This is a genomic window from Arthrobacter sp. MYb227, assembly GCF_002975435.1.
Taxonomy (GTDB): domain Bacteria; phylum Actinomycetota; class Actinomycetes; order Actinomycetales; family Micrococcaceae; genus Paeniglutamicibacter.
In genome coordinates this window covers 260,160-282,005 of sequence record NZ_PCPT01000002.1, presented here as the reverse complement: position 1 = coordinate 282,005, position 21,846 = coordinate 260,160, and the positions used below count along the sequence as shown (strand labels likewise).

Here is a 21,846-nt window from a genome sequence, read left to right as displayed (position 1 = left end):
AAAGAACATGGGACAGGTGCTTGCTGTGTAGTGGGATTCCCCCGCCACACAGCAAGCACCCACCATGCAGGGCTATTTCAAGACGAACCCCTCATAATCGCGGGAAGCGATGTCGGTGCAATGGGCACGGTATCTTCCAACGCCACCTATATAAGGCATAAATACCCGTGGCTTGCCCGGAACGTTGGCACCTAGGTACCAGGAATTAGCGCTGGGGAATAGCGTCTTTTCGGAAAGTTCCCGCACATGATCAACCCATTCATCCTCCGCGACGGTTGCCGCCTCGGAACTCGTGTAACCTCCTTCACGCAGGTGGACCAGGTGGTCGCTGATCCACTCCACGTGCTGCTCAATGGAGGTGAGCATGTTGCTCAGCACGCTGGGGCTGCCGGGCCCTGCAATGGTAAACATATTGGGGAATCCGGCGACGGCGAGCCCTAGGTAGGTGCGGGCTCCGGCTTCCCAGTGCTCGCGCAGCGATGCTCCCCCGCGGCCGCGAATATCCATGTGCAGCATTGCCCCGGTCATGGCATCAAATCCGGTGGCCACCACGATGGTGTCAAGCTCAAAGAAATGGTCCTCGGTCTGGATACCGTGCGCAGTGATTTCCTGGATGGGGTCACTCTTCACATCGATGAGCTCAACGTTGTCCCGGTTATAGGTTGCGTAGTAGTTTGTATCAACGCAGATGCGTTTTCCGGTGACCGGGTGATCGTAGGGCTTGAGTAACTGAGCAATCTTGGGGTCATGAACCATCTGATCGATCTTGTTTCTGACAAATGAGGCCAAGGAATCATTGGATTCTTGGTTACGCATCAGATCGTTGAAGCAGGAAGAAATCCTGAACCCACCCTTGGGCCAGTGTTCCTCAAAGACTTGCTCGCGTTCTTCCTCGCTGATGTCGATGGCCGCTTGGTCGCGCCGCTGGAAGGGAATTCCCATGGTGGTGTGGCGGGAACGTTCCCGTAGTTCGGGGTAGTTTTCTTTGATCTCTCGGTACCACTGTTGATCGATGGGGCCGTTGAAGGCCGGGACCGAGAAATTCGGGGTGCGCTGGAAGACCTGTAGGTTCTGGGCCTGTTCGGCAATGACCGGGATTGCTTGGATGCCGGAGGAACCGGTGCCAATGACGCCCACGCGTTGGCCGGTAAAATCGATTTCTTCGTGCGGCCACATGCCGGTGTGCAGTAGCTGGCCCTGAAATGATTCAAGTCCGGGGATATTTGGCATGCGCGCCGAGGAAAGGCAGCCGGTTGCCATAATGCAGTACCTGGCGCGGGTGACGTGGCCACCTTCTGGCCCGATGCTTGTGACGGTCCAGAGGTTTTCCGACTCGTCGAACACGGCCGAAACTGCCGTTGTTTCTAGGAAGATATCCTTGCGTAGCTCAAAACGGTCTGCCACATGATTGATGTATTTGAGCAGTTCGGGCTGTGCCGGGTAGCGTTCGGTCCATTCCCATTCCTGCTCCAGGTCCGCATCAAACGAATATGAATAGTATGGGCTTTCAACATCGCACCGCGCTCCGGGGTAGCGGTTCCAGTACCAGGTTCCGCCAACGCCGTCGCCCTTTTCCAGGGCCACGGCGCTAAGGCCTAGGCCTCGTAGCTTGTGCAGCATGTACAGTCCGGAGAACCCGGCACCAACCACTAATACATCTACGTCGTTTGGCAGAGCCATCTTTAGGCCTCGCTTTCAAGTTGTTCATTTTCGCTGATATGACGGGCAATCAATCGGGTTACTTCCAAACTTGCCGGAAGGATTCCCACCATTTGGATAAATCCGTGCATTTGCCCGAGCCATCTGTGATGCTCCACGTGGACTCCTGCCTCGGTCAGCGCCAGTGCATAGTGTTCACCCTCATCGCGCAGCACGTCATGCTCGGCGGTGATAATAAGTGCGTTGGGGAGCGCTGAAAGATCCGTGCAGTGCAGGGGCGAGGCATCTTGGTGTTTTCGGTCTTGGGCGTCCGGTGCATAGTGTCCCCAGAAGTACTCCATGGCTGCTTTCGGCAGCAGGGTCTGGTTTTCACGCTCGAGGTAACTGGTCCGGCTCAAATCGTGATCCACCACGGGGTAAATGAGGATCTGGCTGGCTAGATTGCCCACCGCTGCATCACGGGCACGGCGGGCGATCACCGCGGCAAGGTTTCCTCCGGCGCTGTCTCCGGCAATGTGTAGCTTCGCATCCAGGGAGGCAAGCTGCTCGAGGTTTTCCACGACCCAGCAATACGCCGCCCAGGCGTCCTCAACGGGAATCGGGAAGGGAAATTCCGGGGCCTTGCGATATTCGGCAAGCACGACCGTTGCCCCGGATTCGTGGGCAAGATTTTTGGCCAAAGAATCATAGGTGTCAAGATCTCCAATGACCCAGCCACCGCCGTGGAGGTAGAGAAGAACCGAAGTGGGGGTGGTCGTTGGTGTATGAATCCGCATCCGGATGTTTGAGTTTCCCGAGACGGGCAACAGAAAGTTGGTGGTGTCTAAGATTTCGGGTCCCGGGGCATATGCCGTTGCACGGGAGGAGCTCAAGGCGCGGGCCTGGACCGGGGTCAGCGAGGCAAGCGGTACGGCGTCCGGCGCCGCTGCTAGGGTGCGCAGTAGTTGCTGCGTTGCTTCATCGAGAGCCACTAATCGTTCCTTTGATTTCGGAGCTTGCTGTGGGTGAACCGGCAACCCCGGAGTGGGGCGGGTCACATCAGCATAGAATGCATAATGCATTCTTTCTAGTCCCTAGAGGAAAGTTTCTGCCAGCTATTTGCGGACCTTCCGCTTTTCGCCCATATGCTCTAGGGTGAACAGCTTCACCGGATCCACGCAGGAGAAACGCCAATGACGACCGGGCCAAACAACTTCATCGCTCCCACGACACGGGCCGAAGCGGTCGCCACGCAGCTGCGCGCGGAAATCTCCAGCGGCTTCCTGGCACCCGGCGCACCGATCCGAGATGCGGAAATTGCCGCACGCCTGGGCGTGAGCATCACTCCGGTGCGTGAATCTATCGCGGTACTGATCTCCGAAGGGTTCATCGATGTGCTGCCCAATAAGCGACGCATGGTCATGACCCTGACGCAGCATCAGGCCGAAGAGCTCATGGATGCGCTCGGGGCACTACTGAGCCTGGGCATCGCACGGATCGACGGCACCACCCAGGATACCAAGGCGTTGCGTAAGATCATGCTTCAAATCGGGCCCGGCATTGAACATCCCGAGACTCGCAAGCCCGAGGGCGGCCCGGTTTCCCTGCTTGTAAACGAGGTCTTCAACATGGCGGGAAACTCCGAACTCAAGGCCCTTGCCACACAGCTGTCCACGCGGATCAGTGGACGCATCTCGATGTACCCGTACCAACATTTTGCCCCGCTATGGGATGCGGCGTTCACCGAGATTGCCGAGATTTTGCCCGATACGGCCACCGCCGCCACCAAGATCACCGAGTTTTTTGAGCGCCTCGTAACCGCCATGGCCCAGGAGCGAAACCCCCATCAGGTGCTCACCGGAAACTAAGTCGCGCGACCACCGATGCCTGCCTCGGTTACCGACTCCCCCCTCTAGACAGAACCGCGAACTTCATGTCATGGTCTTCTTGCGTGACATGAATCACGCAACTACCCCCAAGGAGTCACCATTGAGGTCATTTACTGCGTTCGCTGCCGACCGGACCATCCGGGAAATTGATTCAGAAACTCCGGTTCCCACGGGCAAAGAAGTCCTGCTCAGAACCACACACAGCGGCGTTTGCCATTCCGACATCCACGCACGCGATGGATATTTTGATCTCGGAAGCCGCGGAAAACTCTCCCTTGCCTCGCGAGGAATGGGCGAAAGTTTTGTCATGGGTCACGAGGTCGTAGGCGAGGTTCTTGCCGTTGGCGCCGAGGTCACGGACCGGAAAATCGGTGATCGGGTACTGCTCTACCCATGGCTTGGCTGCACGGAGTGTGTGCAATGTGTAAACGGCGCCGAAAACGCCTGCGGAGCACCGCGCTCCATTGGGATTCAGCTGCCCGGCGGATACGCAGACCACGTACTGGTTCCCCACGAAAAGTACCTTCTAGACATTGAAGGTTTGGATCCCGCATGGGCAGCAACCCTTGCCTGCTCAGGGGTCACGTCATTCTCGGCCATCAACAAGATCCTCCCGTTGCCACCGGAGGCACCGGTTGCGATTATCGGCGCCGGCGGGGTCGGGCTGAGCGCGGTGGCAATCCTCAAGGCGCTGGGCCACAAGAACATTATTGCCATCGACTTGAACCCAGCAAACCTTGCGCTGGCCACCGACGCCGGTGCCACCCAGACCCTGCAGATCGATGCGGAAAGCTCGGCGGCAACCATTGGCAAATCACTCAACGCCCGCCCCGCGGGGATCATCGACTTCGTCAACAATTCACAGACCGCGGCCATCGGGTTCGATTGGCTCAACAAGGGCGGGATCATGGTTCAGGTGGGGCTCTTTGGCGGAGAACTTGTCATACCCACCGCAATGATTTCCATGAAAATGATCACCATCCAAGGTAGCTTCGTGGGCAACCTCGGTGAGTTGCACCAGCTTGTCGAGCTGGCCAAGTCGGGGCAGATCCCCCGCTCTACACCTCATTCGGGTTCATTATCCGCCGACGGAGTCCGAGATGCCCTCGATGCCCTCGAAAACCGCCTGATCTCTGGCCGCGTCGTTTTGGAATCAAGTAATTAACCAAAAGAATGCATTGTGCATTTAGTTTATTTCACTCACGAACAAGATCACCGCAGACAGGAGAGCCCCGCTCATGTACCGCTCAACCAATCCAGCCACCGGCATCGTCGAGGCTGAATTCCCCACGCTGTCCCGCGAAGAGATCGTCGGCGCAGCAGAAAAATCGGCGCTCGCCTACCGTTCTTGGCAACGGGTTTCACTTCAGGACCGCGCCCAAACACTGCTCAGGGCAGCTGCCGCATTTGAGGAAAGAGCCGACGAATTTGCCGAAATTATCACGCGAGAAATGGGAAAACCAATTTCCCAATCCAAGGGTGAGCTTTTCCTTGTTGCATCCATTTGTCGCTATTACGGCGAGAACGCTCACGAACTCTTGGCCGATGAAAAACTGAACCCAGCAAGTGGCGACACCGCGTTGGTGCGCACCAGCCCGATTGGACCGGTTCTGGGCATCATGCCTTGGAATTTCCCTTTCTATCAGGTGGCCAGATTCGCAATCCCCAACCTACTTCTCGGAAACACCATCCTGCTGAAGCATGCGAGCAATTGCCCACAGTCCGCCTTGGCATTCGAGCAGGTCCTACACGCTGCGGGCGTTCCCACTGATGCTTACATCAACCTGCTGGCATCCTCACGCGACATTGCTGCCCTGATTGCGTCCCCACATGTCCAGGGGGTCTCACTGACGGGTTCGGAAAAGGCAGGTGCAGCGGTTGCTGAGGAAGCCGGGAAGCACCTGAAAAAGGTTGTGCTCGAGCTCGGTGGCTCGGACCCGCTATTGGTGTTGGACGGCGAAAATCTTGCCAGAACGGTCAAGTCGGCCCTGCGGGGTCGTTTTGCCAATGCGGGCCAGGCTTGCATCGCTTCCAAGCGTATTATTGTCTTGGATGAGACCTACGAGGAATTCTCCGAGTCGTTCGCCCAGGCTGTCTCCTCGATGACATATGGGGATCCCCTGGATCCGACAACCTTCCTGGGCCCGCTATATTCTGCCGACGCCAAGACAGAAATACTCGAGGTAGTCCAGGACGCGCTAAACCAAGGCGCAGAATTGCTCGTTGGCCAGCATTCGGTGCAGGATCCCCACGCCTTCATGGCTCCCATGGTTCTTGTCGGTGTCACACCGGGTATGCGTGCGTTCCGCGAAGAGATCTTTGGCCCGGTGGCGGTGCTCCTGCGCGCAGAAGATACCGAACATGCCATCGAGTTGGCCAACGACTCCGACTACGGACTGGGGGCCGCGGTGTTTAGCTCAGATACCGAGCAGGCAAATGCCGTTGCTGATCGTCTCGAGGCAGGCATGGTCGTCATCAACGGAGTTGCCGGAAGCCAGGCAGATTTGCCCTTCGGTGGCACCAAACGTTCGGGGTTCGGTCGAGAACTTGGCGCCTACGGAATCGATGAATTCTCAAACAAGAAGCTCATTCGTATTCCGGCCTAGTTATTGGCCCACTCTTTGTCCCGGTCAAGCCCAAGCCCCCTAACATTCTTGAGGGCTTGGGCTTGACCTCTGCTGCCATGGCTTCGGCCTTACCCGAGGCGCCGAGCAGGCCCTCCCAGCACAAGACTTCATCAACTGAGCACAACCAGTAGTTGCACCTTGCCATGCATGGGAAGCACAGCAACCCATTGGAGCTCTACGCACAAGTCCTCGGCTCATGAAGATCCGCATAGACAGTTATTTTTGGGCAAGCCTGTGTCCCCCTTCCTGCCGTGCGTAGCTGAAAGGGGGACACAGGTGTCTATAGGGAGAGGCTAGTTAGCCCTTGTTTGCTGCGGCGGCGGCGCGAGCCTCACGGCGGGCGCGCTGACGCTTGAGCTCATTGCGAGCCATCGAGTTCTTGTGAACCTCATCCGGGCCATCGGCGAACCGAATGGTGCGTGCGTAGGCGAAGGATGAAGCCAGGAAGAAGTCCTGCGAGAGGCCAGCGGCACCGTGTACCTGAATGGCCTTATCAAGGATCCACTCGACGGCTTCCGGGGTAGCAATCTTAATGGCCTGGATCTCGGTGTGAGCTGCCTTGTTGCCCACGGTATCCATCAACCATGCGGTCTTCAGGACCATCAGGCGCAGCTGCTCGATCTTCACACGCGACTCGGCGATCCAGGTGCGTACAACGCCCTGCTCGGAGAGCGGCTTGCCGAACGGGGTGCGGGTATCTGCACGTTCACACATCATCGAGATGGCACGCTCGGCCATACCAATGGCACGCATGCAGTGGTGGATACGTCCGGGGCCCAGACGAGCCTGAGCGATGGCGAAGCCCTCGCCCTCCGCTCCGATGAGGTTGGAGACCGGGACGCGCACGTCCTTGAACTCCAGCTCCGCGTGTCCACCGTTGTAGTGGTCCTCGTAGCCGAAGATGGTCATGCCGCGCGTGACGGTCAGCCCCGGGGTGTTGCGCGGAACCAAGATCTGGGACTGCTGCTTGTGACGATCCGCGGTCGGATCGGTCTTGCCCATCACGATAAAGATTTCCGCGTTGGGGTTCATGGCACCGGTAATGAACCACTTGGTGCCGTTGATGACGTACTCGTCGCCATCACGCACGATCGAGGTCTCAATGTTTGTTGCATCCGAGGAAGCAACCTTCGGCTCGGTCATCGCGAAGGCCGAACGGATCTCGCCGTTCAACAGCGGCTTGAGCCACTTTTCCTTCTGCTCTTCGGTACCGAACTCGGCAAGCAGCTCCATGTTTCCGGTATCCGGTGCAGCACAGTTCAGTGCGGCAGGTGCCAGCGTGCGGGCACGGCCGGTGATTTCGGACAACGCGGCGTACTGGACGTTTGTCAGTCCCGCACCGCCCTCACCCGGAAGGAACAGGTTCCACAGACCACGGCTGCGAGCCTCGGCACGCAGCTCGTTCAGAATCTTGGACTCTGACCAGGCGTAGGGGTTCTCCATTCCCGCAATTTCGTCGGCGAAGGCCTGCTCGTTGGGGTAGACGTGCGAATACATGAAATCGACGAGCTCTTTTTTGAGCAGCTCGGTCTTTTCGTCAATTGAGAATTCCATTTACTTGTACTCCTTAAGAGCTTCTAGGCCGAGTTCTAACAGCAATGGCACTGAATTTCCGCTGTCCTCGAAGCCTTCGCCAACTGTCTGGCGGTTAATGTGCCTAAATCTAACACCTTCGGAAATGCCCGCAAGCTTGAATGCTGCAAGCCCCAAATAGAAACCAAATCCACTTAAATCGGTACCAGTTTTCTTGGCGTAAAGATCCATGATCTCTTCCTCGGAAAGGTATCCGGGCGCCAGCGTCACATCGATGGTTGCCTGGTCGGTGGTTTCCCACGTGGAGACGATCCGTGCGCGCTTCTGGTAGGTCAGCATCAGGGCAAGATCCAGTAGTGGATCACCCAGTGTTGCCATTTCCCAGTCGATCACCGCGGCCGGCTTGTCATCCGGGCTCATCAAGACGTTATCTAGACGGAAGTCACCGTGCACGATTCCGGCCGGCGAGTTTTCCGGTACCAGACGAGCAAGCTTGGTATGAAGCTCATCGGCACCGACTAGTTCGCGGGTCTTAGACGCGTCAAGCTGGGTCTTCCAACGTTTAACCTGACGCTGCACAAAGCCCTGCGGGCGACCAAAGTTGCCCAAACCTATCGCGTCGGCATCGACCTGGTGCAGCTTGGCCAGTGTGTGGACCAGCTCGGTGGAAATTGCACGCGTGCGCTCTTCACCCAGTGGAACCAGCTCGTCGCGGTAACGGTAGGGAACACCGTCAATGAGTTCCATGATGTAGAACTCCGCGCCAACAATGTCCTTGTCGGCTCCGTAGGCCAGCATCTTGGGGACCGGAACATTGGTGGCACCTAAGGCATGGGCCATATCGTATTCACGGCGCATGTCATGGGCGGTTGCCATGATATTTCCCAGTGGTGGACGGCGAATGATCCATTCGCTGCTACCGTCGGTGAGCTTGTAGGTCAGGTTCGATTTACCACCGGTAATCAGGGATGCCGAAAGCTCACCCGCAACCAAGCCCGGGTGCTGTGCATCCAACCACGTTTTCAGGCGTGGCAGATCAAGTCCGGTCGGTGATTCTGTCTGTGTTTTCACTTCAACATTTTCTGTGGTGCTCATCGTTCAAAGCTTTCTTTATGCCCGGGCAAATTCCGGAACGAGGGATTCAAAGGTGATATCCCCCTTCTTTACGCTTCCAAAGCGCAAGGCAAGCTCCGCCATGTGATCAACGGTTGCCTTATCTGCCTTGAACATTGGCTTGAGGTTCGGGGCAATGTCATTGATGTAGTGCTCAACATAGTTGTTGGCAATTTCCAGGCCGTTGCCGCCCAACCCCGTCTTGTTCAACAGCGCCGCAGCCTTGTCCTTATTTTCAACGATCCAGGTATTGGCATCGTTCTGTGCGGCAAGCCAGTTCTTGGCCATATCCGGGTTCTTCTCAATGGTTTCTTCGCGCATTCCAATGGCCACTACTGCCTGGTTACGCATCAGATCCGGCACGTTCTTCTCGGCAAAGTCGATCAGTACCGTGCCACCGGATTCCTGGGCAACAAAGCGGGTTGAGGTCCACTGCACGGTGACGTACGCATCGATGCGGTCGGCCTTCAGGTTGGGAATTGCCTGGGCCGTTGGACCAACGGCAAGGGCCGTAACATCCCCGTACTTCATGCCGGCAAGTTCCAAGGCGAGCTTCAGCTGCAAATCGCCACCGGCGCCAACGCTTGTCACACCAATGCGTTTGCCCTTCAACGAGGCAATCTTCTCTTCGAAGCTCGCATCGGCCGAAGGCCAGGTGTGCTTCGAAGATCCAACAATGCCGTAGGTGGTCTCCACGTTGCGGAAGCCAATGAGCATGGGACGCTTGCCCTTGGAGGAGTTTGCGTGTGTTGCCATGAGCAACAGGGTATCTGCGGCGTAGCCGTCAATGGCGCCGGCGACCAACAGCTGGAATGCCTGAACACCGGACTGCGGGTTCAGGTGCTTATCCACCTTCAGTCCGTGATTTGCGTAGTCCTTGTTTTCCAAGTTAATGGTGTCAAGGAAGTACGCATCCCCGGGGAATGCAGCAACAGCAAAGTCCTGCAAAGCACCGGCACCGGCTGCGTTACCGCCACCGCCACAGGCAGCCAGCAATGAGGCCGAACCCAGCGCGGCCCCGCCTATGCCAACGTACTTCAATAGTGATCGACGTGAGAGAGCAAGTTTTCCTGCTCCTGCCGGTGTTACCAAACCATTCTGCGTGTGCATCGTGACTGCTCCTTTGCGGTGGCCGTGTGTGTGACGGCGAAAAGATGCCTAACTAAGGGAGTGTTGCTGCGCCGCTGCAGAAAACTGGTTCTCTGCAGCGGCATGTGGTGCATGTGTGCTGCCCGGGGCTGCACTGTCTTGTTAGTGCGCCGTTGTTACTGTGCTGCGTGCTCCATGACCACGCGGCCCACTGTCTTGCCGTCTGCCAAGCGCTGTAATCCTGCCGGAACTCCGTCAATGGTGAATCGTTCGCTGACGAACGGGTCAATCTTTCCGGCGTTGGCAAGCTTGGTCAGCTCCGCGTGGCAGTCATCTACTGCCTGTGGGTTCTTGGTGTTGTACAGGCCCCAGTGGATACCGAGGATTGCGTAGTTCTTCACCAGTGCGTGGTTCAGCTTGGCGGTCTGAATCTCCCCACCGGCAAAACCAACAACGACGATGCGTCCCTCAAAGGCAATGCACTTGGTTGACTTGTTGTAGACCTCGCCGCCGACCGGATCATAAATAACATCCGCTCCGCGACCGTTGGTGTACTCGTTAACAACTGCTACAAAGTCTTCCTTGCGGCGGTCAATGACAAGATCGGCACCGAGGCTGCGAGCGTACTCGGCCTTGGCCTCGCCTCCCACAACACCAATCACCGTGGCACCGGCGGCCTTACCCAGCTGGATGGCTGCCGAGCCCACGCCGCCTGCGGCGGCGTGGACCAGTAGAACTTCTCCGGGCTGGATGCGAGCCAAGCGGTGCAATCCAAACCAACCGGTCTGATATCCAATGAATAGGCAGGAGGCCTGTGCATCGTCGAGCTTCTCGGGTGCTTGGTGGACTACTCCCTGTTCCATCAGTGCGTAGTCGGCAAAGCCACCGTAGGGAAGCGTGGTCAGACCCAGTACTCGGTCTCCCACCGTGGCGCGGGTGACACCCTCACCGGTGGCAATCACCTCGGCGCATACCTCGCGTCCCGGGGTGAAGGGCAGTTCCGGCTTGACCTGGTAGACGCCGCGGCACATCAACACGTCAGGGAAGTTAGCAGCTGAGGCCAACACCTTGACAAGCACCTGTCCCGGGCCCGGAGTGGGCACCTGAATTTCAGCGAACTTCAGGGCATCGATTGGTTCACCGAGTTCGGTGACCGACCAAGCTTTGAGTGTTGTTGGAAGCGTTACTTCCGTGGTTGCAGGGGTAGTCATTGCGGGTTTACTCCGATTCGAAGGAGAACAGCGGCTGTCCCGGTGCTACAGATTCACCTTCGGCAACCAGGATTTCTAAGACCTTGCCGCCATCTTCGGCGGTCACCGGAATTTCCATCTTCATAGCTTCAAGGATCAGCAAGGTGTCGTCTTCTTCAACAACATCTCCCGGGGAGACCAAGATCTTCCACACGTTTGCTGCCATGTCTGCATTGATGTTCTCTGCCATGATTTACGCACTCCTCTTGGCTAATTTGGCTTCTTCTTTAAGCCGTTTTTGGATTTTTTCGACCACGCCTGTGTCATAGCTACCCGAAGAAAATTCTTCGGAGGCCAGAATCTGGGCAAGGAACGTTTGGTTGGTGGTCAAGCCACCGATTTCCAGATCTTCACAGGCCTGGATAACCCGTAGCAACGCTTCTTCACGGGTCTGGCCGTAGGCACATACCTTGGCCACCAGTGAGTCAAAGTGCTGGGACACCTCGGTGCCTGCCGCATACCCGGAGTCAACGCGGATTCCTTCACCCGTGGGTTCAACAAAGGTGTTGACCGGGCCCGGACGTGGGAAGAACTTCTTGGGATCCTCGGCACAGATACGCAATTCAAAGGCGTGTCCGCGCTGCACCGGATTGAAGTCAGGTGTTGTTTTGCCCGTTGCGGCAATGCTCAACTGCTGTTCAATCAGATCCACACCGTGAGTCATCTCGGTGATCGGGTGCTCTACCTGAATACGGGTATTCATTTCGAGGAACACAAAGTCGCCGCTGACGGTGTCCAGCAGGAACTCAACGGTTCCGGCATTGAGGTACCCGACCGAGGCTGCCGAGTCGATGGCGCACTGAATCAGGCGCTCGCGAATCTTCGGGTCAAGGTTAGGTGCCGGGGATTCTTCGATGAGCTTCTGGTGGCGGCGCTGGGTTGAGCAGTCGCGCTCGCCCAGGGCAACTACCGTGCCATCGGCAAGGCCCAGAATCTGAACCTCAACGTGGCGGGCCGAGGCAACAAAGCGTTCAATGAAGACGCGGTCCGAGTCGAAGCTGCGAGCGGCCATGGACTTGGTATTGGCAAAGGCCTTGGCAAGTTCCTCGGCATTGTGGGCCACCGACATACCGATGCCGCCACCGCCGGCCGAAGCCTTGACCATCACCGGGTAACCAATGATTTCTGCTTCGGCCACTGCTTCTTCGGCACTTTCCAGTGCTGCACCGGCATCCCCACTGATGGGCACGCCTGCGGCCGCCACGGTGCGACGGGACTCAACCTTATCGCCCATCAAATCGATAGCATCGGCGCTCGGGCCGATCCAGGTAACGCCCGCTTCTTCTACTGCGCGGGCGAAGGTGGAACTTTCGGCCAAAAAGCCGTAGCCCGGGTGAATCGAGGCTGCGTTGGTTTCCTTGGCAATGCGGATCAGCTGCTCGGAATCCAGGTAGGACTTCACCGGGATCTCACCTTCCAGGCGTACCGCCTGGGAAGCTTCGAGAACATAGGGAAGGCCCGCGTCTACCTCGTGGTAGACGGCAATGGTGCGTACACCCAAACGGTTTGCGGTCTTGATAATGCGTCTGGCAATTTCGCCACGGTTCGCAATAAGAACCGACTCTGGATATGAACTCATGTCCTTCTCCTTAGTAGCTTGTTGGCCAGGTGCTGAGGTTGTGCTCGCCAATGCCATTGGTGCGTGCGTTGTACTGGTCGGCCAACGCACCGAGGATGAAGTCGCGGGTTTCGGCTGGGTCAATGACCTGCTCGAATCCATAGACGCGTCCCACGTCATAGGCGGTGGTTCCCTTGGCCATTTCGGCAAGGCGCTCGGCGTAGAGTTCCGGTTCTTCCTTCGGATCCACACCGTGTACAACGGCAACAGCGGATGTTGGGTCCATAAAGGAAACCTCGGAGCTCCACCAGCCAGCGGTTGCATCTGCGGTACCGCCACCACCCATGTTGATGAAGGCCTGGCCGTAGTTCTTGCGCATGGTGACCGAGATCTTCGGGACGGTGACCAGTGACAGTGCGTTCATCCAGTTGATGATCTTGCCGGCAACCTTCTGGCGTTCTGCCTCAAGACCAATCAGGAAGCCCGGCTGGTCAACCAGGTGCACGAGCGGGATGTTGTAGGAATCGCAGAGCACCAGGAAGCTGGTTGCCTTGTCACAGGCCGCCGCATCCAGTGCACCACCCTTGAACTTGGGGTTGTTGGCAATGATGCCGACGGTCTGTCCACCAATGCGGGTCAGGCAGGTGACCAAGGACTTGGCGTAGCGTGCCTTGATCGGGAAGACCGAACCGGTATCCGCAACGCGCTCAATGACTTCACGTACGTCATAGGTCTTGGTGCGTGATTCCGGAACAATGTCCTTGATTTCCTCTGCACGATCGCCCGAGCCCGAAGGGATCGGTGCGGTTGGCGGCAATTCACCATTGTGGCTCGGCAGGTAGGAAAGGAAACGACGAGCCAATTCAATGGCTTCCTCATCGGTATCGGCGACTGCATCGGCGTAACCGGTGACATCGGCGTGAACCTTCCAGCCGCCCAATTCCTGAGCATCAACTTCCTGGCCGGTGGCACGGGAAACTAGGCCTGGGCTGGATACCGCAAGGACCGAGCCCTTACGGAAGACGGCGAAGTCTGCGGTGACGGTGTGCCAGGCTGCGGAGCCAAAGCAGTAGCCGAAGGCTGCCGAGACCCAAGGAGCTTCACGCTTGCGCAGGAAACGGGTCTTGGAGTTTGCGCTGCCCATGCCGGTGCCGCCCATGGCGTCCGGCATGCGTACACCCGTGGATTCCGAGAGGTAGATCAACGGGGTGCCGTTGTTCGCGCTCAGGGCCTTGAAGTGAGACATCTTCTTGTTGGAGACCGGTGAAGATGAGGATCCCTTAACCGTGAAGTCGTAGGCAACAACTGCCGCACGGCGACCGTTGATTTCACCGGAGCCGGCAATCTTTCCATCGGCCGGGGTCTTGTCGTGGTCGGCGACCACGGCCGAGGTGATGAACAGGCCGGATTCACGGAATGTCCCCGGGTCCAGCAACAAGGCGACGCGTTCGCGGGCGTTGAGTTCACCCTTGGCGCGGCGGGCATCAAGCTTGCGCGAGCCGCCCATGGCCAGAGCTGCGGTGCGACGCACCTCGTGTTCTTGCTCGCGGGAAAGTTCGACGACTTCTTCTTTTTCCTTAATGGCTTCCTGTGTCATGTTCTTACTTTCCCTTAGCGCTCAAAGTTGGCTGGTGAATTTGGATGCTTTGCTCGAGTACTGCCCGTGTTGCCAGGGCCGCATCTTCAAAGGTTGCGAAGACCGGAATATTGATCTTCCGGGCGCGTGCCGAGTAATCGGTGATCATCGCTTCAGTGTCTTCGCTGCCGTCGGTCTTCAGTACGAGGATCTGGTGGGTGTTGGACTTGGACTTATCCCGTGCCACGGCGATCGAATCGATAATGGTTCCGGTGACGTCCCCATGGGTTGCCCCGAGGTTACGCTGGATGATTCCAACGTTCAGGTGGGTAATCAGTACCGCTGGTTCGGTTCCGCCCAGGACTACACCGAGGATGTCTTCGGCTACCGCGCCCTTCTTCACCGCGAGGGTGCCGGCCGGGACGTCGATCGGGTTGTGGAATCCGTTGCCCGGTGGGACTTCGAGTGATTCAAGTTCGGCAATGATGGCATCCGGCAGTGGGGTGGTGGAGATGCCCTGACGGTCAAGTGCATCTGCACCCAACACGCTGGCTCCGCCGCCGTTGCCGAAGAGCACCGCCTCGTTGCCTGCCGGCTTGACCGACAGATCGAGGGTTGAAAGTGCGTGAAGTGCGCTGGCAAAATCTCCAATGGAATCAACCAGGGTGATTCCCGCCTGGCGGGCGATTGCCGGCCAGAGTCGGTGGTTTCCTGCAAGGGCACCGGTGTGGCTGGTTGCCGCACGCGAGCCGCCTTGGGTGCGTCCACCGGCCAGCAGAACTACCGGCTTGCGGGTAACTGCCGTGGTAAGCACGTCCATCACGTCACGGGCAATGCTCAAGGATTCGAGGTACAGGCCAATGACCTGAACTTCATCATCTTCAAGATGGGCGGCGAGTAGTTCTGCGGCGCTGACGTCCGCGCTGTTGCCAATGGAAACCACCGAGTGGAAGTCAATGCCACTTGCAGCGCCAACGCGCAGAATGTCAACGCTCAAGCCACCACTTTGCGAGATGACCGCCGTGGTGCCCGCGGTCAGTGGTGCCTGCGGCACGAAGGAAAGCTTGCCAGCCGAGGAGTGGGTACCTAGGCAGTTGGGGCCGATCAAACGGATTCCGGCATCCTTGACGGTGCGGATCAGTTCGGCTTCGAGTTCCTTGCCCTCTTCAACCTCACCAAAGCCACTGGAAACTACCTGGGCGAAGCGGACCATGCCCTTGCCCGTACTCAGTGCCTGGGCAACACGGCCGCCCGGCAGGGCCACGAATGCGTAGTCAACCGGTTCGGTCAGCTCGGCGAGTGAACCAATGGCGGGCAGGCCTTCGAGGGTGTCCGCTGTCGGGTTGACCGGGATGATGGTGCCGGCGAAGCCGCCCGCGGTGATGTTCTGAATGAAGCGGTTTGCCATGTTGGGTCGTTTACCGCTGGCACCGAGTACTGCAATGCGGGCCGGGCGGAAGAGCGGGGAGAAGTCGGTGGTGGATGCCGAGCGCGTGGTTGCCGCGGCGTCTTCTTCGACCTTTCCAACCACGAAGCGGGCGTCTACTGCCACTGCGCGGGACTCGGAAACGATGATGGGGTTCAGATCAATTTCCTGCACGTCATCGGGCAGGGCGGCCAGTAGGCCGTGTGGACCAGCGAGCTTGCCGATCAGGTCTACCAGGGCAGGAATGTCTGCCTTGATGCCACCACGGGCGCCGTCAAGAACCTTCATGCCCTTGAGTTCGTTGAGCATGCCCAGGATCTGGGTGTCGTTCAGTGGGGCCAGACCGAAGGCAACGTCTTCGAAGACCTCAACCAGGATGCCGCCGAGGCCGACCATGACGGTCCAGCCCAGGCCCGGTGCACGAACGGCACCCACGATGATCTCGTGTCCGGCGGGGATCATTTCTTCAACCAGCACGCCTTCGAGCTGGTGGCCGGCTGCGGCCAAGGAAGCCTTCATGGCCTCGGTAACTGCTGGGAGTTCGGCGGCGGTGATGCCAACCTTGACTCCACCAGCGTCAGACTTGTGAACTAGTGTCTTGGAGACTGCCTTGACGACCAAGGGCTCACGCAAGTGCTGCGGAACGGGGGCGCCGAGCTCAAGCTCTACGCCCTGTGGGGTATCGATCCCAAAGGACGAAAGCAGGGTCTTACCCTCTGCCTCGGTAAACATTGCGGATTCTCGGGTCTTTGCCTGAGCGATCAGCTCAAGGATAGAGCCTGAGCTCTGCTGGGCGGTTGCGATTGACAACTGTGCACCTCACTGGGATTCGGAACAGCGCGACCAATTTCGCGCCCGGTGTGAGATTAGTCTCGCGATTCTCCGCGGGAATGGGAAGCAATTTTGCTGATGCACGGTGATACCACTGCGCTATCGGCACCCCCTATCGCCCTCTCGTGGGCCACCCATTATCGCCCCACGTCCAGCAGCGGTATAGCGTCCCCCAGCGGGTGGCACCAGGAGGACCTGTTGAGTGTCTCGAGGTTTGGTGCCAACAAAAAAGAGCTCGGTGCGCAGCGGCTGCCTTCGTCGCTGAACACCGAGCTCTTTAATCTGTTAAGTCGGCGGAAAAGTTACTTGCCGTTGGGCACGTAACCCTTGGTTGATTCGCGCAAAAGGCGCAATAGTGCCTGTACTGCCGAGGAGCGCGCTTCGTCCTTACGCACGATCGCCGAGGTCTTCGCATACGCCCAGTCGTAGGGCAGCGGAACCAGTGAGACACCGTTTCCGCTGACCGTTGAATCGAGCAGCGTGTTAGCCATGCAAATGCCAACGCCAGCGCGCACCATGGCCTGGGAAGCCTCGGCGTTCGGGGTTGAGTAAACCACGCGAGCTTCAAGCCCTTCGAACAGTTTCTCAAAGGCGGCACGCAAAATGCTCGACTCGGCGGGGAAGATCATTGGCTCACCTTCGAGGTCGGCGGGATCAAATTCATCCTTTTCCGCCAGCGGGTGTCCCTCGGGAACCGCAAGTACCAGACGCCCGGACAGTAGATCTATATGGTGCAGCAGGGCCCCCTCGGCCGGAGTGAGTTCGATACCTGGCAGGCGGGTCACCAGCCCCACATCGAATTGGCCACTGAGCACACCCCGGGCAACCATCTTCGAGGGACCCTCATCAACGTCGAAGCGCACATTAGGATAATCGGTGAGTAGCCGCTGAACCACCTTGGGCAGGATCGTCTGTGAAGCCGCGGGGACTGTCCCGAGCTTGACGGTACCGAGCTTGAGTCCACTAATGGCGCTAGCTTCCTCACGGAGCATGCGTTCGGCCTGTACGGCCGCGATCACGTGCGGCAAGATCCGCTCGGCGGCATAGGTTGGTTTCACGCCCTTGGCTCCGCGGGTCACTAGCACCACGCCCAAGTCTTCCTCGAGGCGCTGAACCTGGTTGGTAATTGTTGGCTGCGAGATATCCAATTCCTTGGCCGCCTGCCTAAAAGATCCGGTTCGTAGCGCCGCCTCTAGGTAGCGTAACTGTGCGAATCTCATGTTTTTCTCCTTTGTCAGGCCTTCTTGGGGGTCAGGCCTGTGACGTGTAACACCCGCAAGGTTACAGCTTCTTTCTGATTTTCAGTCCACGGGGTCGCAGTATTTCTCCGACTGCCTGACTAACCGTTCGGTTTGTTACTTCATGATGGCATCCACACCGGTTGAATCCCGGGACAGGGCTCCACCTTCGACGGGGATAGTGGTGCCGGTAATGTAGCCGGCCGCCGGGGATAGCAGGAAAGCTACGGCACCGGCGATTTCATAGGGTTGCCCCAATCGTCCCAGCGAGGGGCGTGAGGTAAGTTCTTTCAGCTCCGCTTGGCTGTGGCCGCGCGCCTCGACGCGTGGGGAGAGAAATAGGCCCGGTGCCACCGCATTGACGCGGATACCGCGTGGTCCGTGAACTGCCGCCAACTGCTTCACCCAGACCTCCAAAGCCATTTTTGCTGGCCCATAGCCCGGGGCCATGAGCCCACCTCGGGCTGCAACGGAACTTGAAATATGCACAATTGCTCCGCCATCCATCAGGGGCACCAAATGTTTGGCCGCCAAGAATGCGTGGCCCAAATTTACCGTGAAATCCTTTTCCCAGTCTTCGAGGGAATATTCGGTGATTTCTTTGCGGAACATCTGTCCAATGACATCAACATAGCCGGAGATCACTCCGAACTCGCGACGTGCAGATTCGGCGATTCCAGCCAAACCCAGCTCCGTGGTGATATCTGCAGCAACGTAGGGCATGCCCAGATCCTCGGCCAACGCTTGCACCGCAGCCGCTTCACGATCAACACATAAAACCTTGCCACCTAGGGCAGCGATCGTGCGGGAAATATGTTCGCCAACTCCTCCTCCGGCACCAAGGACTACAAAGCTCTTGCCATCAAAGCGGAAGAGTCCTTCATGTGGGACCTGATGTGCAGGCAACGCCGCATCTGCTTGGATCCGAGCTGGCCATGGCGCGTGGATGGGGGCATTTTTGGTGGTGGAAGTGCTCATGGTTATGGGGTCTCCTCGATAATCTTCGGACAGAAAAACAGATACCGACCTCTCGAGCGGCTTTGCTCGAGGGGTCGGTATCTGTTAGTCATGCTTCATTGAATAAATGCGTATCTTTCCTAGCGGGTCATGTTGGTGACGACTTTTTGCAGCCCCGAAATTGAGGCGTCAAGTGCCATCGAAAGTAAGCCCATGGCCAGCAGAATGGCGAAGGTTTCGGCAACCTGGAAGTTGTTTGTAACAACCACCAGTCGTTGGCCAAGACCCGTGTAGGCGCCGACCATTTCGGAGACCACCGCACCAAGAACGGAGTACACGGCACCCAGTCGCAGACCACCAATGATGGAAGGAAGCGCGGATGGCAGTTCAATCTTGAAGAAACGCTGCGCCTTGCTCATGCCCAGGGACTGAGTCAACTGTTTAATGTCATGATCCAGCGCCTGCAGTGCGCCCATGGTGCTGGTCATCAGCACGAAGAAGACCACCGAGAAGGCAACCAGTGCCTTCGGCCCAAAGCCAAGACCAAACCAAAGAATGAAGATCGGGGCCAACGCCGGGCGTGGCAACGAGTTCATCAGAGTCAGGAACGGCCTGGCGGCAATGTGCAGGACCTCGACGCGAGCGAAGACTACACCGGCAAGAATGCCGAGCACCGCACCGGCGATTAGACCTGCCATCGCACCGGAGAAGGTCGCCAGCACGTCAACCCAGAAGGTGGAATCGGCAAGCTGGGTGACAAACTTTGTGGCAACATCGATGGGGGTGGAAATGAGGGTTTTATCCATCCACCCCTGTTGCACAGCCGTGCCCCACAGAAGCACGAATGCAGCTAGCACTCCAACGCGCAGACCCCACACGGAAAGCGTCTGCTGGACCTTGCGTTTGCGGCGTTCGGCAAGGATTGAACTGTCATCGTACGCGAGCCCATTGGCTAATGCTGCTACGCCCCCAGTGGGAGTTGTGGTTGCCATGTCAGTACCTTTTTCCTTCAGTCTTCGGTGAAGCTTTTTGGATTAGTCTTCGCGTGGTGCGCGCACAAGCTTCGAGTCCAGTGGGGACGAAGTGTGCGGACCACCGGTAACCTGCAGTACGGTGCCGGTAATGAAGCTTGCCGCATCCGAAGACAGGTAAATGCATGCGTCGGCTACCTCTTCGGGCAGGCCAACGCGGCCCAGGGCGAGGAATTCGCCGAAGGACTTTTCAACATCCTCATTAGCAAAACGTGAGGATGGGGTAAGGGTTGCACCGGGCTCCACGCAGTTGGCGCGAATGCCACGATCCGCCCATTCCCAAGACATGGTCTTGGTCAATGAGGCGAGCCCGGCCTTGGCTGCGGCGTAGGCACCACGCATCGGGTGGGCGTAGTTTGCCGAGCCGGAGCCGACGTTGATGATCACACCGCCACCCTGCTTTTCGAATACCGGAAGCACGGCGCAAGCGGTGTAGAAGGCACCGGAAAGGTTGGTTCCGATGGTTGCGTTCCAGGCGTTGACCGAGAGATCTTCGAGGCGTGCAGCAAAGTTTCCACCGGCGTTATTGATCAGTACATCGATGCGGCCAAACTTTTCCATGGCTGCGGCAACCAGTGCCTGAGCGGTTTCTGGTTCCTTAATATTTCCGGTCACCAGCGTTGCCTGAGCACCGAGTTCTTCGACTCGTTCAACGCGTTCCTGCAGGGTTTCTGCCTTACGCCCGTGAAGTACTAGGTTGGCTCCGGCCTCGGCGTACTTTTCCGCCAACGCCGAACCGATCCCGCCGGTGGCGCCGGTGATAATGACTACCTGACCTGAGAAATCAAAGGTAGCTATACCAACCTTTTTGGTGCTGGTCTGGGTTGCGACGTTAGTCATCGTTCTTCCTCCTGAAGAATGGTTGCACGGGATGCGCTGGCTGGATTCAGCCCAAGGCACTTCCCAAGAATGGTGCGTTTGAGAAAGCTTGTCCGCTATCTGGTGCCCGAGCAATAAGAAAAGACCTATCGTTGCGATAGCTCCGTTCTACCCACTTTTACCTTGACTCACTCCTCAAGGTGTTGAACGATTCATGGACTGATGAGTGACGCGCACCACAGGATATGAAGCCAATTTTCCGACGCTTTGAGCACAGCAAGCTAGCCGGATTTTTCCGCGTTACACCTCATGAATTAGACCCCTAGAAATAAGCCAAGTAAGTCCTAGTCGTTTGGAGCGAATTGTTGAACACCACCCTTCGCTCGAGCAATGAGAGTGAGATTCCCGTGAGCCAACTAGCTGGAGCAACCAAACAGGCCAAGACCGCCCAAGGCGTTTCTGTCGAGTTCAAGAACGTGAACCACAGCTTCCTGCACGGAAACCGCCCGGTCCGCGTTCTGAACGATTTCAACCTGCGCATTGAGCCTTCCGAGTTTGTCAGCATCGTCGGCCCTTCGGGTTGCGGCAAGACCACCGCACTTGGAATGGTCGGAAACCTGCTCAAGCCACGTGCCGGCAGCGTAGAAATTGATGGCAAGCCAATCCGCACCGGCAGCAATGAGGCAGCATTCCTTTTTGCCCGTGATGCATTGCTCCCCTGGCGCCGCGTGCGTTCAAACGTGGAACTCGGCATGGAGGTCCGAGGCGTTCCAGCTGACGAACGCAAGGTACGCGCCGAGGAATGGCTACGCAAGGTTCGTCTGCACGAGTTCGCAGAGTCCGATGTCTTGCACCTGTCCCAGGGCATGCGCCAGCGTGTTGCCATTGCCCGCACCTTGGTCCAGAACCCCAAAGTACTGCTCATGGATGAACCGTTCGCAGCACTTGATGCACAGACCCGTGCCATCCAGCAGGAAGAATTTACCGGCCTGTGGGAAGCGGAGCGCCCCACCGTCATCTTTGTGACCCACGACTTAGAAGAAGCTATCCTGCTTTCAGACCGTGTAATCCTGATGGCCAGCCGCCCGGGACGCATGGTTGTGGATATGAAGATTGATCTTGAGCGTCCCCGTCGCCAGGAAATGCGTCGCGACTCGGATGTCTTTAAGAATTACTTCCATGAGATGTCCGATCGCCTGCGCCAGGAAGTTGATCTGGCCGAAGAACGCTTGCGCGAAGAGAACAAGAACTCCTAAGCCCCGCGCCAAGAT

Annotated in this window: 18 protein-coding genes; 4 read left to right on the top strand and 14 right to left on the bottom strand. The window is 57.8% G+C overall.

Going from position 1 to position 21,846, the window contains the following annotated elements; translation table 11 throughout:
* Positions 1-72: 72 nt before the first annotated feature.
* Both CQ018_RS05285 and CQ018_RS05280 read right to left on the bottom strand, forming a co-directional pair.
* Complete coding sequence (locus CQ018_RS05285) at positions 73-1,680, bottom strand: NAD(P)/FAD-dependent oxidoreductase (RefSeq protein WP_105548938.1); 1,608 nt, start codon at positions 1,678-1,680, stop codon at positions 73-75.
* 2 nt (positions 1,681-1,682) lie between these two features.
* Complete coding sequence (locus CQ018_RS05280) at positions 1,683-2,630, bottom strand: alpha/beta hydrolase (RefSeq protein WP_181149744.1); 948 nt, start codon at positions 2,628-2,630, stop codon at positions 1,683-1,685.
* A gap of 201 nt (positions 2,631-2,831) precedes the next feature.
* Between CQ018_RS05280 and CQ018_RS05275 the strand changes: the two genes are divergently transcribed.
* The 3 genes from CQ018_RS05275 to CQ018_RS05265 all read left to right on the top strand — a co-directional run bounded on the left by CQ018_RS05275 (position 2,832) and on the right by CQ018_RS05265 (position 6,133).
* The gene (locus CQ018_RS05275) at positions 2,832-3,506 is read left to right on the top strand and encodes a GntR family transcriptional regulator (RefSeq protein ID WP_105548936.1); all 675 of its coding nucleotides are present in this window, start codon (positions 2,832-2,834) and stop codon (positions 3,504-3,506) included.
* A 121-nt stretch (positions 3,507-3,627) separates the two neighbouring features.
* Positions 3,628-4,692: an alcohol dehydrogenase gene (locus CQ018_RS05270; RefSeq protein WP_258142408.1), complete on the top strand. Its 1,065-nt coding sequence runs from the start codon at positions 3,628-3,630 to the stop codon at positions 4,690-4,692.
* Positions 4,693-4,765: 73 nt separating this feature from the next.
* A complete protein-coding gene (locus CQ018_RS05265) occupies positions 4,766-6,133 on the top strand; it encodes an NAD-dependent succinate-semialdehyde dehydrogenase (protein ID WP_105548935.1) in 1,368 nt (455 codons plus the stop codon).
* Positions 6,134-6,451: 318 nt separating this feature from the next.
* Here the strand turns inward: CQ018_RS05265 and CQ018_RS05260 are convergent, their stop codons facing one another.
* From CQ018_RS05260 to CQ018_RS05205, 12 genes are all read right to left on the bottom strand, one after another.
* Positions 6,452-7,708, bottom strand: a complete 1,257-nt coding sequence (locus CQ018_RS05260; RefSeq protein WP_105548934.1) for an acyl-CoA dehydrogenase family protein — start codon at positions 7,706-7,708, stop codon at positions 6,452-6,454.
* Entirely contained in the window at positions 7,709-8,782 is a 1,074-nt protein-coding gene (locus CQ018_RS05255; RefSeq protein ID WP_105548933.1) for a phosphotransferase family protein, read from the bottom strand.
* Between the two features lie 15 nt (positions 8,783-8,797).
* Complete coding sequence (locus CQ018_RS05250; RefSeq protein WP_105548932.1) at positions 8,798-9,910, bottom strand: ABC transporter substrate-binding protein; 1,113 nt, start codon at positions 9,908-9,910, stop codon at positions 8,798-8,800.
* A gap of 155 nt (positions 9,911-10,065) precedes the next feature.
* Positions 10,066-11,100 (bottom strand): NADPH:quinone oxidoreductase family protein, encoded by a 1,035-nt coding sequence (locus CQ018_RS05245; protein ID WP_105548931.1) that lies wholly within the window; start codon positions 11,098-11,100, stop codon positions 10,066-10,068.
* A gap of 7 nt (positions 11,101-11,107) precedes the next feature.
* On the bottom strand, positions 11,108-11,329 hold the full coding sequence (locus CQ018_RS05240) for a biotin/lipoyl-binding carrier protein (protein WP_105548930.1): 222 nt from the start codon (positions 11,327-11,329) through the stop codon (positions 11,108-11,110).
* A 3-nt stretch (positions 11,330-11,332) separates the two neighbouring features.
* On the bottom strand, positions 11,333-12,718 hold the full coding sequence (locus tag CQ018_RS05235) for an acetyl/propionyl/methylcrotonyl-CoA carboxylase subunit alpha (RefSeq protein WP_105548929.1): 1,386 nt from the start codon (positions 12,716-12,718) through the stop codon (positions 11,333-11,335).
* A 10-nt stretch (positions 12,719-12,728) separates the two neighbouring features.
* Positions 12,729-14,294, bottom strand: a complete 1,566-nt coding sequence (locus CQ018_RS05230; RefSeq protein ID WP_105548928.1) for an acyl-CoA carboxylase subunit beta — start codon at positions 14,292-14,294, stop codon at positions 12,729-12,731.
* Between the two features lie 4 nt (positions 14,295-14,298).
* Positions 14,299-16,509, bottom strand: coding sequence for an acetate--CoA ligase family protein (locus CQ018_RS05225; RefSeq protein WP_105548927.1), 2,211 nt, complete (start codon positions 16,507-16,509; stop codon positions 14,299-14,301).
* A 323-nt stretch (positions 16,510-16,832) separates the two neighbouring features.
* Positions 16,833-17,750: a LysR family transcriptional regulator gene (locus CQ018_RS05220; protein ID WP_105548926.1), complete on the bottom strand. Its 918-nt coding sequence runs from the start codon at positions 17,748-17,750 to the stop codon at positions 16,833-16,835.
* Positions 17,751-17,885: 135 nt separating this feature from the next.
* Positions 17,886-18,746: an SDR family NAD(P)-dependent oxidoreductase gene (locus CQ018_RS05215; RefSeq protein WP_105548925.1), complete on the bottom strand. Its 861-nt coding sequence runs from the start codon at positions 18,744-18,746 to the stop codon at positions 17,886-17,888.
* A 119-nt stretch (positions 18,747-18,865) separates the two neighbouring features.
* Positions 18,866-19,717, bottom strand: coding sequence for an ABC transporter permease (locus tag CQ018_RS05210; protein ID WP_105548924.1), 852 nt, complete (start codon positions 19,715-19,717; stop codon positions 18,866-18,868).
* Positions 19,718-19,759: 42 nt separating this feature from the next.
* Entirely contained in the window at positions 19,760-20,596 is an 837-nt protein-coding gene (locus tag CQ018_RS05205) for an SDR family NAD(P)-dependent oxidoreductase (RefSeq protein ID WP_105548923.1), read from the bottom strand.
* A 386-nt stretch (positions 20,597-20,982) separates the two neighbouring features.
* Here CQ018_RS05205 and CQ018_RS05200 point away from each other — a divergent pair, with 386 nt between their 5' ends.
* Positions 20,983-21,831, top strand: a complete 849-nt coding sequence (locus tag CQ018_RS05200; RefSeq protein ID WP_181149743.1) for an ABC transporter ATP-binding protein — start codon at positions 20,983-20,985, stop codon at positions 21,829-21,831.
* Positions 21,832-21,846 lie beyond the last annotated feature (15 nt).